The organism is Aminobacter sp. Piv2-1, from assembly GCF_037625995.1.
Lineage (GTDB): Bacteria > Pseudomonadota > Alphaproteobacteria > Rhizobiales > Rhizobiaceae > Aminobacter.
The window spans coordinates 47231-64160 of the sequence record NZ_JARKMU010000015.1 but is presented as its reverse complement, the minus strand read 5'-3'; the positions used below and the strand labels follow the sequence as shown (position 1 = coordinate 64160).

The following is a 16930-nucleotide window of genomic DNA, read 5'->3' as shown; positions in this document are numbered from 1 at the left end:
GTGGCGCTTATGGACGAAGGCGCGGGAGCGGGCAAGTGGCGTCAGCGCGCCGAGCTGATCGAGCTGGCCAGCTTTGCAAGGCGCCCAAGGAGACCGCGCCAGCTCGATGGCGTGACTTCGATCTTGGCTACGCCCAGTCCGGGGCGTTGCGCGGTTGGCCGCTGCAGCTTGTTGAGGTGCAGCTCCAGGATGGTGTAGTCGTCCGGCTTGAGCCGCACATCGAGCGACGCCTTGGCCTTCCAGAGGTTGCCGCGCTGGCGCAGCCGGCCGATCCGCGCTTTTGTCGGAGCGTCATTGACTGACAGTTTCAGGGATTTCAGTGCCTGCGGGTCGCGATGCCAAAGGCTCAGCCTGACGGCGACCGGCTCCGAAGCCTTGAATGGCACGAGCAGCTTGGGCCGCGGATTGCAGCCGACCCAACGTATCCAGTCGGGGTCGCTCGCATTGGGCAGCCAGTCCAGCGCCCTGGTGTGGTTGTCCTGTCGGATTATCTCCGGCCCCAGCAGCGGCTTGAGCTCCGGCCTGACAACGCCCCTGTTTCTGCCGTTCAGCTCCGCCAGTTGCCCCTTGGAGTAGCTATCGAAGCTCGGAAACCGTGCCGTCATGAAGGTGCCCGAAGCCTTCGATCTTGCCAGCTCGGACGCCACATAGCCTGCATAGCCCGGCGAACTCATGCGGCGGAGCATGCGCGCCTGTTCGTCCGAGGCCTGTTTCAGGTAGTACAGGTAGCGGTGGCCTGCAGCGAACTTGTGCACCGTGATGTGCTGCGTTGAGACAAACCGCATGCCCGCGCCTGCGGCACGCAGCTGGAATTCCGCGTCGACAGGGGGAACGATGTCCGACGGAGCCCGCCATCTTCCTATCCGGTCGACGACGTCGATCTTGTGCGCCACGCTCGACGGCGGAAAGAAATGCTCCGAGGCGGCGCGGCTGTCGTCGAAAATGCCGGTGACCAGACGATAGTTGCTGGCACGCGGTCCGTGATAGATGGTCCCGCTGATCGCAAAATCCGCCGTCGGGTCGCTCTCGAACAGGTCGGCCAGCGCCGAGAGGTGGTTCGGTGCCCAGATGTCGTCGTGACCGAGATAGGCGATGTGGCGTCCAACCGCGCGGGCAATGCCTTCGTTGTTGGGAAAGGACTGGCTGCCGCCTCGCTCCGGCAGGTTGAACCACCTTACTTTTGGCGAGCCGACCGATGCCACCACTTCCGAAGTGTCGTCGGTGCATGCATCGCCGATGATCAGCAATTCGAAGTCCTGCAGGCTTTGGGCCAGCACGGATCGTATCGACGGAAGGATGTGACGGCCACGATTGTAGGCGGCCATGACGACCGAGAACGTTGGTTGCGGAATGATGCCCGGACTGGCGCTCATCCCGGCAGGCCCGCCTTGCTGCGGATATCGCAGACGCGTTCCACGATGAGCGCACCTTCCATCGCCGAACTCATGGGCGCAGGTCCGCCGCGCAGGTGGCTTAGGAAGGCTGCGAGTTCCGCTTTGAGCGGCATGTCTGTGGTGATCGGCACCTTGATTTCAGGTGCGCCGAGGTCATCGGGAGTGCCGCGACGCAGGATCAGTTCTTCGTCCATGCTGCCGTTCAACGTCACGGTTCCCCTGCTGCACGCCAGGATGACGGCGCGTCGGTTCACGGGATGATGGGCCGAGGTTTCAATGACGACGCGGGGCCCGCCATCGCGCGCCAGCAATGCGACCAAACCGCTTGTAGCAGGGCCTAGCCCGTCGCTGAAAGCCGTGACGACGGGTGGAAGGTCATCCAGCACGTGCAGGCAGATCGACAGGTCGTGCGGCAGAAGGTTCCATATCGGATCGACTTCGTTGTGCGTCATCGACCAGCCCAACCGGAACAGTCTGAGACCAATCGGGTCGCCCAGTTCGCCGCTTCTTACGAATTGTGCGATGCGGTCGATGCCGCCGTGATAGCGCCACTTGTCCATCACGAAGATCCTGTCGGGTGCAGTCTCCGCGAGCAGCTTGGCTGTCGCATGATCTGAAGTCAGAGGCTTCTCGACGAAGAGCGGAACGTTACGCTCGCACAGGCGCAGGAGCACGCTGCCGTGGCTGTTGCTGGGGGTTGCGACGACCACACCCTCGACAACCGGCAGGTCTTCCAGGCGCGAGACGATGAGATCGGCGCCATTCGCCTCGGCGTTGGAGCGCGATCGTTCGCCCGGCGCTACACAGGCGACCATCGCGCCGAGCGACTTGAGGTCGCGAAGGATGAGGCGGCCCCAGCCACCGCAGCCGACCAGCCCCACATAGGGCATGTCAGTCATGGGCCATGCTCAGCCGCTGGCGTTCGTCCAGGAACAGCCGAGTCATCTCGGCTGCGGTGCCGGCGTTGGTATCGCGCGGCGACAGCTTGGGGTCGACAACCCGCCAGTCGAGCCCGAGCGCTGGGTCATCCCATCGGCAGCCGATCTCGTCGACGAGATTCCAATAGTGGGAGACTGAATAGCAGAGGCTCGAACGGTCAGGAAAATGGAAGCCATGCGCCACGCCGGGCGGCACGAGGGCGGCTTGCAAGCGTTCGCCTTTGAGGACAACCGTGGTCGACAGGCCATGCGTTGGCGATTCCGGCCTGATGTCGACGAGCGCCAGGACCATCGATCCCTCCATGCACACCAGATAATCGGAGTGGACGACATGGACATGCACGCCTCGGAGCACATTGGCTTCGCTGCGCACGAAATTCCATTGTACCGGCTCTATGCCGGTGCCCCATTCAAGCCTGAAAATCTCAGTCAGATCACCGCGATCGTCCATGTGCGTGGCCAGGTCGCGGACGACGCATCCCTCCGGTAGTCTCATGCGCTCCCCCCTCCGTACTTTGGCCGACAGTCATGCCGAAGCTGACCCGATATAGCCCATCACTTCGTCGACGTAACTGCAAATCTGGGAGCGGTCCTGCGCCATCGCTCGGCCTTTTCTACGACGCCGAGGATCGAACGCGGCAGGACGCAGCCCCTATGCCGTAAAGCTCTCGCGAGGCTTGGAGCTAGGCGGTTCTGGCACCGGTCATTCCGCTTCTGTCGGCGTTGTCGCAGTGGGTGATTTCCGCCTCACATTCCGCCGGATCATGCCGATGTCGGCGCCGCCGATGGCGAAGGCGACGGCGAAGTAGACGACCATCGCGCCCAGTACGAGCGCCAGCAGCGCCGTCGCCTGCGTGTAGAGCGGGACGCTCGAGCCCAGCCATGGCCCGGCGGCGTCGGCCGCGAACCACAGCGCGCCCGCCATTGCCGCGGCGGCGATGACCAGGCGGGGGATGCGCCGCATCAGGCCGGCATCGCGGCCCCAGTGGCCGCGCCGCACCAGGACGACGAGCAACAGCCCCGCATTGACCCAGCCGGCGAGCGCCGAGGCGGTGGCGATGCCCGGCGCGCCCATCGACGGGAACAGGATCAGCGCGGTGGCGATGTTGACCGCCACCGAGATCGCCGCGAAGACCATCGGCGTCCGGGTGTCCTCGCGGGCGAAATAGCCGGGCGTGAAGGCCTTGATCAGCACGAAGGCCGGCAGGCCGAGGCCGAATATCGCGAGGATGGACGACACCACCTCGGTGCTTTGCGCGCCGAAGGCGCCGCGCTCGTAGAGCACGCGGATGATCGGTTCGGAGATCACCAGCAGCGCCGCCGCCGCCGGCAGGGTCAGGAACAGCGTGAACTCGACCGAACGGTTCTGCAGGTTGGAGGCCTCGACCATGTTGCCGGCCTTCAGCGCCCGCGCCAGTTCCGGCAGCAGAACGATCGCCACCGCGACGCCGACCACGCCGAGCGGCAGCTGGTAGATGCGGTCGGCGAGGTTGAGCGACGACACCGCGCTGTCCTGCCCCGAGGCGATTGCCGTGCCGATCAGCGTGTTGATCTGGGTGATGCCGCCGGTAATCGCGGCGGGCAGCGCCAGCCACAGCAGGCGCTTGACGTTGGCCGTCAGCCGCGGCCGGCGCAAGCCGATCGAGACGCCGGCGTGGCGCACCGCGATCCAGACGATGGCGAGCTGCACGAGCCCCGCCGCCAGCACGCCCCACGCCAGCGCATAGCCGACCTTCAGCCCGTCATGGCCGTTGTACCAGGCATTGGCCAGAACCCCGACCAGGATGATGTTGAGGAATACCGGCGCCACCGCCGCGGCGAAATAGCGGCGCAGTGAATTGAGCATGCCGCTCATCATCGCCGCTAGCGACATGCAGATGAGATACGGGAACATGATCGTGGCCAGCGCGACGGTCAGGCCGTATTTGCCGGCATCGTCGGCGAAGCCCGGCGCCACCACGAAGCGCACGATCAGCGGCATCGCCAGCTCCATGGCGATGGTCAGCACCAGGAGCGCCGAGAACAGCGCGCCGAACACCTCTTCCGAGAAGCGCTTGGCGCCTTCGACGCCATTGGCCTCGATCTCCTTGGCAAACAGCGGCACGAAGGCGGCGTTGAAGGCGCCTTCGGCAAACAGCCTGCGGAACGTGTTGGGGAACTGGAACGCCGCATAGAAGGCGTCAGCCACCGGGCCGGTGCCGAGGGCTGCCGCCATCAGCATCTCGCGGGCGAAGCCCAGCACCCGGCTCATCAGCGTGCCCGACGCGACGGTTGCGAATTTTTTCACAAGGCTCAAAGGATTGTCCGTTGCTGGTTGCTGGTGCCGGCCCTGTCCCCCTCACGCGAAGGCTGAATACGCCCAAGTGAATCGGGCAAAATTGGCGCGATTTGTCTCAACCTCCTCTCCTCGCCGGGGAGAGGGTGGCCGAGCGAAGCGGAGGCCGGGTGAGGGGGCGTCGTAAAATGCAAGCTGCCACCGTCATTCCGCAGCCGCTGCCTTGGTTCTGGCGCGCTCGTGGGCGGGGCCTTCCATCGTGGCGATGAGGCGGGCGCGAATATTCTCGAGCCGGGTCGGGTTGTCGATCTTCTGGCCGGTCAGGTCGGTCACGTAGAAGGTGTCGATGACCTTCTCGCCGAAGGTGGTGATGTGCGCCGAGGCGATGTCGAGCGACAGGTCCGACAGCGTGCCGGTGATCTCCGACAAAAGGCCCGGCCGGTCGAGGCCCTCGACCTCGACCACCGAGAAGCGGTTCGACAGCGCGTTGCGGATCTCGGCCCGCGGCTGGATGCGGAAGGTCTTGTGGCCGCGCCTGGGCTTGGTCCGCTTGGCGATCATTTCCGGCAGCCAGGCGCGCCCCGAAAGCACGTCCTCGATCAGCCCGCCCACCCGCTCGGCGCGGCGGCGCTCGTCCTCGTCGCGGTCGAACTCGCGCGAGATCAGGATGATGTCCAGCGCGCGGCCGTCGGCGGTGGTGAAGATCTGCGCGTCGACGATGTTGCCGCCGGCGGCGGCACAGGCGCCGGCGATCACCGACAGCAGCCGCGGGTGGTCCTGCGCCAGAACCGTGATCTCGGTGACGGCCTCGAACTGGCGCGTCCGCGCCATTGTCGACAGCTGCTTGCCCGCTTCGTCGGCGGCGCGGATGAACTCGGCGTGCCGCTTCTGGTCGTCCAGGTCGACGGTCAGAAGGTAGTTCTCGTAATGCAGCTTGACGTATTTCCCGCGCGCCTTCTCCGGCCAGGCTTCGAGTGCCGCGGCAAGCGTCTCGCGCGCCGCGGCCGTGCGTTCGGCCCGCGACAGCTCCGAGAAGCCGCCGGTGAGCAGAAGCTCGGTCTCGTAATAGAGGGTGCGCAGCAGCTGGCCCTTCCAGCCGTTCCACACCCCGGGGCCGACACCGCGGATGTCGCACACCGTCAGGATCAGGAGCAGCTTCAGCCGTTCCACCGACTGCACCACGTCGGCGAAGTCGTCGATGGTCTTGCGGTCGTTGAGGTCGCGAGTCTGCGCCGTCATCGACATGGCGAGGTGGTTCTCGACCAGCCATGCCACCGTCTCGGTGTCGGACGGCGAAAGCCCCATATGCGGGCAGATGCGGCGCGCGATCTTGCCGCCCGCCTCGGAATGGTCCTCGGGCCGTCCCTTGGCGATGTCGTGCAGCAGCACCGCGACATAGAGCACCTCGCGCTGCTTCTTCAGCCCGCCGATCAGCGAATGGCTGAGCGGGTGGATCTTCTCGCCGTCGCCGTGCTCGATCTCCGACAGCACGCCGATGCAGCGCAGCAGATGCTCGTCCACCGTATAGTGGTGGTACATCGAGAACTGCATCATGGCGACGATCTTGCCGAAGTCGGGGATCAGCCGCCCGAGCAGCCCCGCCTCGTTCATGCGCCGCATGTTGAGCTCGGGATTGCGGTCCGAGGTCAGGATGTCGAGGAAGTAGCGGTTGGCCTCCTCGTTGCGGCGCAGCCCCCGGTCCACCAGCCCCAGCGAGCGGGTCAATAGCTTCAGCGCATTGGGATGCAGCTCCAGTCCGTGCCGGTCGGCGAACCAGAAGAAGCGCAGCATGTTCACCGGGTCGCGCTCGAACACCTTGTCGTCGGCGACGTTGATGCGCTGGTTGTCGATGATGAAGTCGCTGGTGCCGGCGAGCTTGCGCCGCCGCCGCGTAAATCCCTGCAGCAGCCCGTGGAAGCCCGGCGCGTCCTTGGCCTGCTCCTCCTCCAGTGCCGCGCAGAAGATGCGGGTCAGGTCGCCCACTTCCTTGGCCACCAGGAAGTAGTCCTTCATGAAGCGTTCGACCGCCGACAGCCCGGGCTGCGTCGTGTAGCCCAGCCGTTCGGCGATCTCGCGCTGGATGTCGAAATGCAGCCGCTCCTCCGGCTTGCCGGTGAGGAAATGCATGTGGCAGCGCACCGCCCAGAGGAAGTCCTCGGCCTCGACGAACTGGCCGTACTCGCCCTCTTTGAACACGCCCTTGTCGACCAGCTCGGCGCCGGTGCGGACGCGGTAGTAGTATTTGGCGATCCAGAACAGCGTGTGCAGGTCGCGCAAGCCGCCCTTGCCATCCTTGATGTTGGGCTCGACCAGGTAGCGGCTCTCGCCGGCCTTGGCGTGGCGGCCGTCGCGCTCGGCGAGCTTGGCCTGCACGTATTCGGCGCCCGTGTCCTTCACCAGCTCCTTGTCGAAACGCTCGATCAGCTCCTCGCAGAGCTTCTTCTCGCCCCAGACGTAGCGCGCCTCCAGGATCGCCGTGCGGATGGTGATGTCGGTGCGCGAGAGCCGGATGCACTCGTCGATGTTGCGGGTGGCGTGGCCGACCTTCAGCCCCATGTCCCACAGCATGTAGAGCATGTACTCGACGATCTGCTCGCCCCACGGCGTCTGCTTGTAGGGCAGCAGGAACAGCAGGTCGATGTCCGAGCCCGGGGCCAGCGTGCCGCGGCCGTAGCCGCCGACCGCCACGATCGCCATGCGCTCGGCGCGCGACGGGTTCTTGGCCCGGTACACATGGGTGACGGCGAAGTCGTAGAGGACGCGGATGACCTCATCCATGAGGTGCGAGATGCGCGTCGCGCAGGCGGTGCCGCCCTCGTCCTCCATCAGCATCCGTTCGGCGACGCTCTTGCCGGCGGCGACCCGCTCCTTGAACAGCAGTAGCGCCTTGGCGCGGATCGCCGGATCGGTGCCGTCGCCGCCCGTCGCCGCGGTCAGCGCGGTGAGTTGGCGGCGCAGTTCGTCCGCGTCGATGAGCTGATCGAGCTTGAGCGGAATGTTCGTCATGTGCCTCGGCTGGCCTCGCCCTTGAGGCCGCGTCTATAGCGCGATTTTTCCGCCATGGGTATGGCCCGTCGCCCCGGGGCGAACCGGGAGGCAGGATGGCGCGTTGACCTTCCACCTACTGGAGACATTATGCTCGATTCGGCAACAGGAGCGTGGATCTTACTTATGAATGAACATCACCAGCACCACGGACATTCTTCGAAAGGCACCGAAGCGGCGCAAGATGTGATTCGTGATCCGGTCTGCGGCATGGTCGTCGACCCGGCCGCCGGCAAGCCGACGCTCGAGCGCGAGGGCCACCTGTTCCACTTCTGCAGCGCCGGCTGCCGTGACAAGTTTGTCAAGGAGCCGGAAAAATACATCAGCGCCACCGATCCCGTCTGCGGCATGAGCGTCGATCGCTCCAGCGCCAAAAATTTCCTCAAGCACGAGGGTTCCAGCTACTATTTCTGCTCGCCGGCCTGCGAGGGCAAGTTCAAGGCCGAGCCGGCCAAGTATCTCGGCGGCAAGCCCGCGGCGCAGGCCGCGCCCGCCGGCACGCAGTACACCTGCCCGATGCACCCCCAGATCATCCGCGACAAGCCGGGTTCCTGTCCGATTTGCGGCATGGCGCTCGAACCGATGATGCCCACCGGCGAGGAGGGGCCGAGCCCCGAGCTGGTCGATTTCACCCGCCGCTTCTGGATCAGCGCGGCGCTGTCGATCCCGCTGGTCATCGTCGTCATGGGGGCGATGGTCGGCCTGCCCGTCCGCGAGTGGATCGGCGAGCGGGTCACCGCCTGGCTGGAGCTCCTGCTCGCCACGCCCGTGGTGCTGTGGGCGGCGCTGCCGTTCTTCGATCGCGGCCTCGATTCGTTCCGCAACCGCAGTCCCAACATGTGGACGCTGATCTCGCTCGGCGTCGGCGCGGCCTACGCCTACAGCGTCGTCGCCACGCTCTTCCCCGACCTGTTTCCGGAGCAGTTCCGCACCCATGGCGGCTCCGTCCCGGTCTATTTCGAGGCGGCCAGCGTGATCGTCACGCTGGTCTTCCTCGGCCAGGTTCTGGAACTCAGGGCGCGCGAGCGCACCGGCTCGGCCATCCGCGCCCTGCTCGACCTCGCGCCCAAGACCGCGCGCCGCATTGCCGATGACGGCAGCGAAAGCGAGGTGCCGCTCGAAGAAGTTCTCAGCGGTGACCGCCTGCGCGTCCGCCCCGGCGACAGCATCCCCGTCGACGGTGTCGTGCTCGAAGGCCGCTCCTCGGTCGACGAATCGATGATCACTGGCGAGCCGGTTCCGGTCGAGAAGGTCGAGGGCGAGAAGCTCACCGGCGGCACGCTCAACAAGAATGGCTCGCTGATCATGCGTGCCGAGAAGGTCGGCGCCGACACCGTGCTGTCGCAGATCGTCGACATGGTCGCCAAGGCGCAGCGCAGCCGCGCCCCCATCCAGGGGCTCGCCGACCTCGTGTCGTTCTATTTCGTGCCGACCGTGGTGCTGATCGCCATCGCCTCCTTCATCGTCTGGGCACTCGTCGGGCCGCAGCCGAGCATGGTCTTCGCCATCGTCTCGGCGGTGGCGGTGCTGATCATCGCCTGCCCCTGCGCGCTCGGCCTCGCCACGCCGATGTCGATCATGACCGCCACCGGCCGCGGCGCCCAGGCCGGCGTGCTGATCAAGGACGCCGAGGCGCTCGAGCGTTTCTCCAAGGTGAGCACCCTCATCGTCGACAAGACCGGAACGCTGACCGAAGGCCGCCCGCAGCTGACCGACGTGGTCGTCGCCGACGGCATGGCCGAAAACGAGCTGCTGGCGCTGGCCGCCGGCCTCGAAAAGGGGTCGGAGCATCCGCTTGCCGAGGCGATCGTCGACGGCGCGGGCCAGCGCGGCGTCGCCGTGCCCGAGGCCCAGGACTTCGAGTCGGTCACCGGCAAGGGCGTCACCGGCACGGTATCGGGGCGCAAGATCGCGCTTGGCAACGCCGCCATGATGACCGATCTCGGCCTTGACATCGCCGGCCTGTCGGCCCGTGCCGATGCGCTGCGCGCCGAGGGCAAGACCGCCATGTTCGTCGCCGTCGACGGCAAGCCGGCCGGGCTTGTGGCCGTCGCCGATCCGATCAAGGCGACCGCCGCCGAGGCCATCCGCAACCTGCACGATCTCGGCATGCGCATCATCATGGCGACGGGCGACAATGCCCGCACTGCCAAGGCGGTCGCGCAGAAGCTCGGCATCGACGAGATCCGCGCCGACATGCTGCCCGAAGGCAAGAAGGCGCTCATCGACGAGCTGCGCGCCAAGGGCGAGGGCGTCGCCATGGCCGGCGACGGCGTCAACGACGCGCCCGCGCTCGCCGCCGCCGATGTCGGCATCGCCATGGGCACCGGCGCCGACGTCGCCATGGAGAGTGCCGGCATCACCCTGGTCAAGGGCGACCTGACCGGCATCGTCCGGGCGCGGCGCCTGGCCAAGGGCACGCTCCGCAACATCAAGGAGAACCTGTTCTTCGCCTTCGTCTACAACGTGCTCGGCGTGCCGATCGCCGCCGGCGTGCTCTACCCCATCACCGGCACGCTTCTGTCGCCGATGATCGCCGCCGCCGCGATGGCCCTTTCGTCCGTCTCAGTCATCAGCAATTCGCTGCGGCTGCGCAGTCTGAAGCTGTGATGGAGCCGATCCGGTTCCCGGGCGTTTGGACGAGTTCAACGAGGAGACTGTAATGACGTTTGTACGAAAGACCGCGCTTGCCCTGTCGGCGGCGACGATCGTCGGCCTTGCCGCGATCGGCACCGGCTATGCCCAGATCGACCACAGCGGCATGAACATGAGCGGCATGGCCGCGCCGGCGGCGGACAGTGCGGCGACCGAGGCCTACAAGGCGGCCATGGACAAGATGCACGAGACCATGACGTCGATGGAGTACTCGGGCAACGCCGATGTCGACTTCGCCCGCAGCATGATCCCGCATCACCAGGCCGCCATCGACATGGCCAAGGTCCAGCTGGAGAACGGCAAGAATCCGGAGATGCGCAAGCTCGCCGAGGAGGTCATCGCCGCCCAGGAGGCCGAGATCAAGCGCATGGAGGCCTGGCTTCAGGCCAACCCGCCCATGTAAGCTGGGCGGGATCGACCCAGGAAAGGAACCCGTCATGCCTATTGCCACCACCACGCTTCCTTCCGGCGAGTTGGTGCCGGTGCTCGGCCAGGGCACCTGGATGATGGGCGAGGACCGGCGCAGGGCGGCCGACGAAGTGGCCGCCCTGAAGCTCGGCATCGATCTCGGCATGACCTTGATCGACACCGCCGAGATGTATGGCGATGGCGGTTCCGAGGAGATCGTGGCCGAGGCGATCGCCGGCCGCCGCGAAAAGCTCTTCCTGGTCAGCAAGGTGCTGCCGAGCAATGCCTCGCGCAGCGGCGTGCTGCGCGCCTGCGAGGCCAGCCTGAAGCGCCTGCGTACCGACCGCATCGACCTCTACCTGCTGCATTGGCGCGGCGGCGTGCCGCTCGCCGAGACAGTCGCCGCCTTCGAGGAGCTGCGTCGGGCGGGCAAGATCCGCCACTGGGGCGTGAGCAACTTCGACACCGAGGACATGAAGGAGCTCGAACGGCTCCAGGGCGGGCGCAACGCCCAGGCCAACCAGGTGCTCTACAACCTCACAAGGCGCGGCATCGAGTTCGACCTTCTGCCCTGGTGCCGCGGCCGCGGCATGCCGGTCATGGCCTATTCGCCGGTGGAGCAGGGTGAGTTGGCGCGCGACCGGGGCTTGCGCGGCATCGCCGCCCGCCACGGCGCCACCCCGGCGCAGGTCGCGCTCGCCTGGGTGCTCGCCCAGGACGGCGTCATCGCCATCCCGAAGGCGAGCCGCCTCGAACATGTCCGCCAGAACGCTGCCGCGCGTGACATCTGCCTGACGCCCGAGGATATCGCCGAACTCGACGGTCTCTTCGCGCCGCCGGCGCGCAAGCGACCGCTGGAGATGATCTGAGCGCCAGCCCTTCTCAGCTCGCCAGCGCCAGGTCCGGTCCTCCGGCCTCGGGCAGGGCCAGGCGCGGCGCGATCCCGACATAGCGGGCGCCGAAGGGGCGGGGCGGGGCGATGCCGAAGCCCTGGCCGTAGTCGATGCCGATGCCTCGCAGCGCGGCTGCTATGTCGTCGTTCTCGACGAACTCGGCGATCGTGCGCTTGCCCGTCACCTCGCCGATATGGTGGATCATCTCCACCATGGCGCGGTCGATGCGGTCGACCAGCATGTCCTTGACGAAGCCGCCGTCGATCTTGAGGTAGTCCACCGGCAGCGCCTTGAGGTAGCTGAAGGAGGACATGCCCGAGCCGAAATCGTCGAGCGAGAAGCGGCAGCCATGCGCCTGCAGCGCCTTGATGAAGCGGGCCGCCGCGTCGAGGTCGGCAATGGCGCTGGTTTCGGTGATCTCGAAGCAGATCGTCGCCGGCGCGACCCCGGTACGCTCGAACTGTTCGAGCGCGTAGTTGACGAAGCTCTCGTCGCCGAAGCTCGCGCCCGAGAGATTGATGGCGCAGGTGGCGATGGGATCGGAATCGCCAGCCCTGGCCTGGGCGGCCAGCGTGTCGAGCGCCGAGCGCACCACCCAGCGGTCGATCAGCGGCATCAGCCCGTAGCGCTCGGCCGCCGGAATGAACGCGCCGGGCGGTACCACGGCGCCGTCGGCGTCGACGAGGCGGACCAGCAGCTCGACATGCGCGCCGCCCTCCGCGCGTCCGGGATCGAGCGGCACGATCTCCTGGGCGTGGAGGCGGAAGCGGTTCTGCTCCAGCGCCTCGCGCAGCCGCTGCACCCAGGCCATCTCGCCCAGCCGGTGCTCGAGTTCGGGGTCGCCGATCTCGCGGAACTGCACCTGGTTGCGGCCGTTGTCCTTGGCCAGGTAGCAGGCGACGTCGACGCTGCGCAGGATCTGCTCCAGCGACAGGGTCGCATCCGAAAGCCCGACGACGCCGATGCTGGCGCTGGAGTTGAACGTGCGGCCGTCCCACCCGAAATGCAGCTCCTCCACGGCGTGGCGCAGCCGCTCGGCCGCGGCCGTCGCCGGCTTCCTCGGGCAGTTCTCCATCAATATTCCGAACTCGTCGCCGCCCAGCCGGGCCAAAAGGTCGCCATGCCGCAGCTGCTGGCTCAGCGCGGTGGCGATCTTGCGCAGGAACTCGTCGCCGGCCGCATGCCCGCAGGTGTCGTTGACGACCTTGAACTGGTCGAGGTCGAGATACATCAGCGCATGCTCCGCCGGCCGCCTGGCCAGGCCGGCGAGCGACGCCTTGAGCCGCGTTTCGAACTCGCGCCGGTTGGCGAGCCCGGTCAGCATGTCGTGCGTCGCCTGCCACGACAGCCGCGCCAGGAATTCCTGCTCCTTGGTGCGGTCGTGGAACACCAGCACCGCGCCTGTGACCTTCTGCCCGACATAGAGCGGCGACGCCGCGAGCGACACGGCCACCGTCGACCGGTCGGGCCGCACCAGCTGCTGCGGCACGCCGCTGCCGTCATAGGGCTCGCCCGCCAGCACGCGCTCGATCAGCCCCTCTTCCTCCTCGCCGGTCTCTTCCCGGACCAGTCGGAACAGGCGATCGAGCGGAGTGCCCCGCGCCGCGTCGCTGCGCCAGCCGAGCAGCGTCTCTGCCGCATGGTTCATGTAGTCGAGACGGCCCGCCGCGTCGGTCGAAATCACCGCCTGGCCGATCGAGCCGAGCGTGATCTGGGCCCGCTCGCGCTCCGCGTTCAGCGCGCTTTCGAAGGCCTCGCGCTGCTCGAGCAGCCTGCCGGTACGCCGCATGGCGAGCAGGATCAACAGGCTGGCCGTCAGCGCGTTGACGCCGAGCAGCAGGCCGGCGACGGCGCGCGAGCCGCGTCCGAGCGACTGCGAGAATGCGTCGGCCAGTGGCGTCGTCTGTTCGTTGAGGCGGTGGATCTTGAGCTTCCAGTCGGCGCTCCGGGCGGGCGAGACCTGTCCGGCGGCGAAATCGGCATGGATCGCCTCGCCGAGTGCTGCGATCTCCTGGATCTTGGGATCGGCATCGACCCAGCGCTGCACGGCGTTGGACAGGTAGCTCACGTTGCGGAAATTGAGGAACAGCCAGATCAGCGCGGGAATGTCGTCCGGGTGGTTGCCGGCGCGCCGGAAGCCGTCGACGGCGGCGCCGTAGTCGCGGTCCGCCCGTTCCATGGCGCGCCGCGCCTCGCGGTCGGCGAGCGGCACCGCGATGGCCTGCCGGAAGTGGTCGAAATACTGCTGGTCGCCGGTGTCGGCATAGAGCGTCAGGTAGTAGATGGCGTCGCGCTGGCCCTTCGACCACGCGCTTTCCCCCGCGACATAGGCGCGGACCGCCGACAGCATGTAGAGGCTGGCGCCGGCGATGATCGTCTGGACGAGCACGACGACGATGAAGGGCCAAAGCAGCCCGAACAGCCTGAACCTGGATCTGGTGTCGTTCTTGGTGTTCACATGTACTGCGAAACGAACTCGCCCCCCGGCTTCTCGTTTCCGCACTTCTTGCGGCAATACATGCAGTTGCTACGTGAACAGGCTTTAAGATTCCCTTCACGGAAAGCTTCGAGTTGCTGCGGCCGTGCCGAATTCCACCGGCATCGTTGGCTGGACCCGTCGACGCGACTTCCGTCCTGTGCGACGGTCCGGCCTCGGCAACAAGCGCCCGGCGTGCCGGCGGAGGAACGGGCATGCGAATGTTGGTGGTCGCTGTGTTTGGGGGCATCGGCTGATGGCGCCGGTCAGGGTCGATCCCGAAAAGGTCCGCGAGTTCCGCGATGCGGCGAGCTTCTACCAATGGCTCGGCGCCAACCACGACAAGGCCGACGAGGTCTGGATCAGGATCCACAAGGTCGCCTCCGGCCTGCCGTCGATCACGCCCAGGGAGGCGATCGACGTGGTGCTGTGCTGGGGCTGGATCGACGGCCTGCGCAAGGGCCTCGACGACAAGAGCTTCCTGCAGCGCTACTCGCCGCGCGGCAGCAAGAGCGTGTGGAGCCAGATCAACGTCGACAACGTTGCCCGCCTCATCGCGGAGGGCCGCATGACCGCGCACGGCCTCGCCCATGTCGAGGCGGCCAAGGCCGACGGCCGCTGGGATCGCGCCTACAGGAGCGGCAAGGACATGAAGATCCCCGACGACCTCCAGGCGGCCATCGATGCCGTGCCCGAGGCCAAGGCGATGCTCGCCAGGCTCAGCGAGCAGAACCGCTTCGCGCTCGCCTTCCGCGTCCACAACATGAAGACGGAAGCCGGCCGCAGGAACAAGATCGCGGCCTTCGTCGACATGCTGAAGCGCGGCGAGACCATCTATCCGCAGAAGCTGAAGCCGTGACCCCCGGCAGCCCGCGGCTTCAGGCCGGGTCGGGAAACAGGTTGGCGGCCATGAAATCCACGAAGACGCGCACCTTCGGCGACAGGTAGCGGCTTGTCGGCCACAGCACCCTGAATGTGCCCGTCGGCGCGAGGTGGTCGTCGAGCAGCGTCTGCAGCCGGCCGTCTGCGATCTCGGCCGCAACCGCGAAGGGTGGCAGGCAGGCAATGCCGAAGCCGCCCTCGGCGAGGTGGACGAGCGGCTCCAAGGTACTGGCCACATGCGTCGTCGGCAGGTCGAGGCGCAGCTCCTCGCCGTCCCGCAGCAGCGGCCACGGTTCCAGCTTGCCGGTGCTCGGATAGCGGTGATGCAGGCACCTGTGCTGCAGAAGGTCTTCGGGAACCCGCGGTGTTCCCGCCGCCTCGAGATAGCGCGGCGCAGCCACGATCCGGTGCCGGAACGTGCCGAGCTTGCGGCTCATCAGCCTGCTGTCGCGGACCTCGCCGGTCCTGATCACGGCATCGAACCCCTCCTCGATCACGTCGACCAGCCTGTCGGTGAAGTCGAGGTCCACCGACACTTCGGGATAGGCCCGCATGAACGCCGAGATGGCCGGCATCAACAGCATCCCGGTCAGCGGCAGGCTGACCCGCAGCGGCCCGCGCGGGATAGTGTGCGCGCTCGACAGTTCCGCCTGCACCGCATCGAGTTCGGCCAGGATGCGCCGGCACGCGTCGAGAAACACGCTGCCTTCCTGGGTCAGCGCCATGCTGCGCGTCGAGCGATGGAAGAGCCGCACCCCCATGTCCTTTTCCAGGCGGGCCACGGCCTTGCCGACCGCCGAACTCGACAGGCCGAGCCTTTGGCCCGCCGCGACGAAGCTGCCGCCCTCGGCCGCCTGCACGAAGACATCGAGCGATCCGAGCCTGTCCATTCTGCCTCGATTGCGGAAAAAATTGCCGGTCTGTAGCGAATACCGGACCATTTATCCGATATCCTTGCCCCGATATCCAGTCGTCGTGCGGCAGGCAAGCCGCGTCCCAGCGACACAGGAGTTTCAGTTGGACAAGAAATTCGCAGCCGGCTTCACCGACAAGCCGCAGCCGACCACCTTCGTCGTCAATGTCATCCACGCCCATCCCGGCCGGCAGGAGGAAGCGTTCCGGCTGATCCAGGACGTCGTGCACTATGTGGCCGAGCGGAAGGAAGGCTTCCTCTGGAGCAATCTCGCCAAGAGCACCGACTGCAAGACGGTGGTCAACATCGAGGCCATCCAGGGAGCGGGCAATGTCGACGAGTTCTTCTCGGATCCGGCCTTTGTCGAGAAGTTCCGCAAGCTCGACACCGTCTCGTCGAGCGAATTCCACGTCTACACCGTCGACGATCTGGTGATGCCGAAGCGCGCGGACAGGTAGTGGCCTAGGTCGTGACGATGCCGTGCCCGGCGAGTGTTCTGCCTCGCCGGGTACCGGACTTCATTGCGGCGATGGCTGGGGTCGGCTGTGTCCGGGCTGGACGCGTTCTCGCGCCCTGTGCAGCCTCAGCGGCTTGCTCGCCTCGCGCCGCACGATGCCCTGCGCCTCGAGGTCGAGCTGCGCGGCTTTCAGCCACCAGCCGGCCTTGTCGCCGCCGGGAAACAGCGCTTCCGGCAACAGCGGGAGCGGGCCGGCCTCGGCCACCGTCAGGCCTGGAGAAGCGGCGGGCAGCACCGATAGCAGCGCCGCGCGCATCATCTCGCCCGGCATCAGCGGCATGAAGCCGCTCGCCTTGAAGGCGATCGCCAAGATCTCGTCGCCGGCGGCATGGTCATGGGTGACGGCACGAGGTGCTCAGCCCGTTGCGCAGCACGGTGGTCGCATCCGCGTTCCTGAAAATCACCACGTCCCGGCAACCATCCGGCTGCGTCTTCATCGAGCCGCATGGTGGCAAACCTGGTCCGCGTCACCGCCTCCACAATCGGCGACGACCAGCCCTCCAGTGTCACGACCTCATGCATCTTTGCTGCCTC

13 protein-coding genes are annotated in these 16930 nt (G+C 66.8%); 5 read left to right on the top strand and 8 right to left on the bottom strand.

Features of this window, described 5'->3' with window-relative positions:
• Positions 1 to 41 precede the first annotated feature (41 nt).
• The 5 genes from AmiPiv_RS22865 to AmiPiv_RS22845 all read right to left on the bottom strand — a co-directional run bounded on the left by AmiPiv_RS22865 (position 42) and on the right by AmiPiv_RS22845 (position 7613).
• On the bottom strand, positions 42 to 1373 hold the full coding sequence (locus tag AmiPiv_RS22865) for a glycosyltransferase family 2 protein (RefSeq protein ID WP_340041201.1): 1332 nt from the start codon (positions 1371 to 1373) through the stop codon (positions 42 to 44).
• A complete protein-coding gene (locus AmiPiv_RS22860) occupies positions 1370 to 2293 on the bottom strand; it encodes a Gfo/Idh/MocA family protein (protein WP_340041200.1) in 924 nt (307 codons plus the stop codon). Before AmiPiv_RS22860 ends, AmiPiv_RS22865 begins: the two co-directional genes overlap by 4 nt.
• The gene (locus tag AmiPiv_RS22855; protein WP_340041198.1) at positions 2286 to 2828 is read right to left on the bottom strand and encodes a dTDP-4-dehydrorhamnose 3,5-epimerase family protein; all 543 of its coding nucleotides are present in this window, start codon (positions 2826 to 2828) and stop codon (positions 2286 to 2288) included. Before AmiPiv_RS22855 ends, AmiPiv_RS22860 begins: the two co-directional genes overlap by 8 nt.
• 207 nt (positions 2829 to 3035) lie before the next feature.
• Positions 3036 to 4628, bottom strand: a complete 1593-nt coding sequence (gene murJ, locus AmiPiv_RS22850; RefSeq protein WP_340041196.1) for a murein biosynthesis integral membrane protein MurJ — start codon at positions 4626 to 4628, stop codon at positions 3036 to 3038.
• Between the two features lie 183 nt (positions 4629 to 4811).
• Positions 4812 to 7613, bottom strand: a complete 2802-nt coding sequence (locus AmiPiv_RS22845; RefSeq protein WP_340041194.1) for a [protein-PII] uridylyltransferase — start codon at positions 7611 to 7613, stop codon at positions 4812 to 4814.
• Positions 7614 to 7778: 165 nt separating this feature from the next.
• Between AmiPiv_RS22845 and AmiPiv_RS22840 the strand changes: the two genes are divergently transcribed.
• Genes AmiPiv_RS22840 through AmiPiv_RS22830 form a run of 3 tightly spaced genes read left to right on the top strand, consistent with a single transcriptional unit; the run spans position 7779 to position 11584 of the window.
• Positions 7779 to 10262: a heavy metal translocating P-type ATPase gene (locus tag AmiPiv_RS22840; RefSeq protein WP_340041192.1), complete on the top strand. Its 2484-nt coding sequence runs from the start codon at positions 7779 to 7781 to the stop codon at positions 10260 to 10262.
• 52 nt (positions 10263 to 10314) lie between these two features.
• Positions 10315 to 10710, top strand: coding sequence for a CopM family metallochaperone (gene copM, locus AmiPiv_RS22835; protein ID WP_340041190.1), 396 nt, complete (start codon positions 10315 to 10317; stop codon positions 10708 to 10710).
• A 34-nt stretch (positions 10711 to 10744) separates the two neighbouring features.
• Complete coding sequence (locus AmiPiv_RS22830) at positions 10745 to 11584, top strand: aldo/keto reductase (protein WP_340041188.1); 840 nt, start codon at positions 10745 to 10747, stop codon at positions 11582 to 11584.
• A 13-nt stretch (positions 11585 to 11597) separates the two neighbouring features.
• Here AmiPiv_RS22830 and AmiPiv_RS22825 read toward each other — a convergent pair whose 3' ends face one another.
• Complete coding sequence (locus tag AmiPiv_RS22825; protein ID WP_340041186.1) at positions 11598 to 14066, bottom strand: EAL domain-containing protein; 2469 nt, start codon at positions 14064 to 14066, stop codon at positions 11598 to 11600.
• A 274-nt stretch (positions 14067 to 14340) separates the two neighbouring features.
• Between AmiPiv_RS22825 and AmiPiv_RS22820 the strand changes: the two genes are divergently transcribed.
• Complete coding sequence (locus AmiPiv_RS22820; RefSeq protein WP_340041184.1) at positions 14341 to 14943, top strand: YdeI/OmpD-associated family protein; 603 nt, start codon at positions 14341 to 14343, stop codon at positions 14941 to 14943.
• 19 nt (positions 14944 to 14962) lie between these two features.
• On the opposite strand, the gene AmiPiv_RS22815 is transcribed toward AmiPiv_RS22820, so the two are convergent.
• The gene (locus tag AmiPiv_RS22815) at positions 14963 to 15856 is read right to left on the bottom strand and encodes a LysR family transcriptional regulator (RefSeq protein WP_340041182.1); all 894 of its coding nucleotides are present in this window, start codon (positions 15854 to 15856) and stop codon (positions 14963 to 14965) included.
• 127 nt (positions 15857 to 15983) lie between these two features.
• Between AmiPiv_RS22815 and AmiPiv_RS22810 the strand changes: the two genes are divergently transcribed.
• A complete protein-coding gene (locus AmiPiv_RS22810; RefSeq protein ID WP_340041180.1) occupies positions 15984 to 16337 on the top strand; it encodes an antibiotic biosynthesis monooxygenase in 354 nt (117 codons plus the stop codon).
• A gap of 60 nt (positions 16338 to 16397) precedes the next feature.
• Here AmiPiv_RS22810 and AmiPiv_RS22805 read toward each other — a convergent pair whose 3' ends face one another.
• Positions 16398 to 16706 carry a DUF6958 family protein gene (locus AmiPiv_RS22805; RefSeq protein WP_340041178.1) on the bottom strand — a complete coding sequence of 103 codons (309 nt, stop codon included), beginning with the start codon at positions 16704 to 16706 and terminating at the stop codon, positions 16398 to 16400.
• Between the last annotated feature and the right edge of the window lie 224 nt (positions 16707 to 16930).